The 2156-nt window shown below is 54.1% G+C and carries 4 protein-coding genes; all 4 read left to right on the forward strand.

The features are described from left to right. A partial coding sequence (locus tag GX108_07435; protein ID NLO56864.1) for a (2Fe-2S)-binding protein occupies positions 1-207 on the forward strand: 207 nt, incomplete at its 5' end. Further along, positions 207-1358, forward strand: a complete 1152-nt coding sequence (locus GX108_07440; protein ID NLO56865.1) for an FAD-binding oxidoreductase — start codon at positions 207-209, stop codon at positions 1356-1358. The genes GX108_07435 and GX108_07440, both read left to right, overlap by 1 nt. A gap of 204 nt (positions 1359-1562) precedes the next feature. After that, on the forward strand, positions 1563-1778 hold the full coding sequence (locus tag GX108_07445) for a 4Fe-4S binding protein (GenBank protein ID NLO56866.1): 216 nt from the start codon (positions 1563-1565) through the stop codon (positions 1776-1778). Further along, positions 1765-2156: 2-oxoacid:acceptor oxidoreductase subunit alpha (locus tag GX108_07450; GenBank protein ID NLO56867.1), on the forward strand; the 392-nt coding region annotated here is incomplete at its 3' end. The genes GX108_07445 and GX108_07450, both read left to right, overlap by 14 nt.

Below are 2156 nucleotides of genomic sequence, written 5' to 3' on the forward strand. Positions count from 1 at the left end.
AACAAGGGTTACGAAACTTTTGATGAATTAAAAAGAGTTCTCCGAGTGGGCATGGGACCGTGCCAGGGGAGAGGATGCCGCGAAATTATCCTCAGGGAGTTATCAGCGAAAACGGGAAGGCCTGTCTCCGAAATCCACCCCGGCACGTTCCGGCCTCCGTCCAAACCGGTAAAATTGTCACTCCTTGCGGAGATTGGTGACGAGTAATGACCCTGAAGAGAATTGCCGATGTCGTTGTGATCGGCGCCGGGATCCAGGGCTGTTCTATTGCCTACAATATAGCGAAGTCCGGACTCAGGAATGTCGTAGTCCTCGAAAAAGACACTATCTGTTCAGGATCGACCGGAAGATGCGGCGCCGGTATAAGGGCCCAGTGGGGCACGGAGATGAACTGCCGATTCGGCCTTGCGGCGATAGAGAAGTTCGAGCGATTGCAAGAAGAATTGGGTATGGATTGCGGCCTCCACCAGGGGGGATACCTGGTGGTAGCCTACAGGGACAGCGAATTCGAACGTCTAAAGGAAAGCATGAGGCTTCAAAACAGCCTCGGCATCAACACCAGGGTAGTTTCCTACGCTGAAGCCAGGGAGATATGTCCGGGGTTGTCCGCCGAGGATGCCGTTGGATTCACTTTCCATGACAGGGACGGCCACGCTGACCCGTTCCTGACCACCTTTGCCTACATGGAGGCGGCCAGGAGACTTGGCGTGAAATTCCTACGTTTCACGGAAGTCAAGGCCATCAAAGCCGTCGCGGGTCGTGTCAAGGGAGTGAAGCCCAATAGGGGAGATTTCGATGCCCCGGTCGTGGTCAACGCCGCTGGTGGGTATGCCCAACAAGTAGCGAAAATGGCCGGCGTGGAGATCCCCAATTTCTCGGAAAGGCACGAGATTCTTATCACCGAGCCCGTCGAACCGGGCGTCTGCCCACCAATGCTGATAAGCTTTTCTGGAAACTTCTACATCCAGCAGAGACCCAACGGCTCAATGATCGGGGGGTGCAGCCCCGAGGGACACCCCCAAGATTACGGCCTCGGGACTTCCTGGAATTTCCTCGAGTCGATGTCAAGGACCTTCGTAAAACTCCTCCCCAGGACCAGGGGCATCAGGGTTGCCAGGCAATGGTCGGGGCTCTACAACATGACTCCAGACTGCCAACCAATTTTATGCGAATCCGATGACGTAAAAGGGTTTTTCCTCTCCTGCGGCTATTCGGGGCATGGTTTTATGTTCGGTCCCATATCGGGGGAACTGCTTGCCCAGCAGATTCTGGGCCAGAAACCCACGATTCCCATCGGGATGCTTCATTACAAGCGATTTGAGAGGGGAGAACTATTGGTCGAACCGGCGGTCGTTTAACGATGATGCCTTTACCTGGCCGGATGGACCGTACCAATTGGAGCGCATCGAAAAGAATTGTCTTTACTTGACGGTAAATTATGATTTGTAATGCAATATTCAATATATAGATATAAATATGTCTTGTACCGGGCCTCACAAGATGGCATAATGGTTTTGGTCAAAGGATGCCTGTGTCGAACGTCTTGGAGGAAGGTGAATTGCTTGCCGAAAAAATTTACGGTAACGGTGGACCCTCATTGGTGCAAGGGCTGCGGGTTGTGTCTCGCTGTGTGTCCCACTAAGGTGTTTGATTTCGACGAGAACTTGAAATCCATTCCGGCGAGGATGGAGGATTGCATCGGTTGCAGGCAGTGCGAGAACATTTGCCCCGATCTGGCGATCACCGTTGAGGGGAGTGCGGACAATGCCAAGAGTTGAATTCTGGCAAGGGAATGCTTCTATCGCCCATGGATCACTTGCCGCGGGTTGTCGTTTTTTCGGAGGTTATCCTATAACACCTTCATCGGAGATAGCCGAGGTAATGGCGGCGGAGCTGCCCGCCCATGGCGGCAGGTTCATCCAGATGGAGGACGAGATCGCCGGGATAGCCGCCGCGATCGGAGGTTCCGTGGCAGGCTTCAAGGCAATGACGGCCACCTCCGGTCCTGGCTTTTCGCTCAAGCAGGAAAACCTAGGGTTCGCCTATATGGCCGAAATACCTATCGTGGTCGTCGATGTCATGCGCGGAGGTCCTTCTACCGGCCTACCGACCTCCATAGCGCAGCAGGATGTCATGCAGGCACGGTGGGGTGTTCA

Source organism: Thermovirga sp., assembly GCA_012523215.1.
Taxonomy (GTDB): Bacteria; Synergistota; Synergistia; order Synergistales; family Thermovirgaceae; genus 58-81.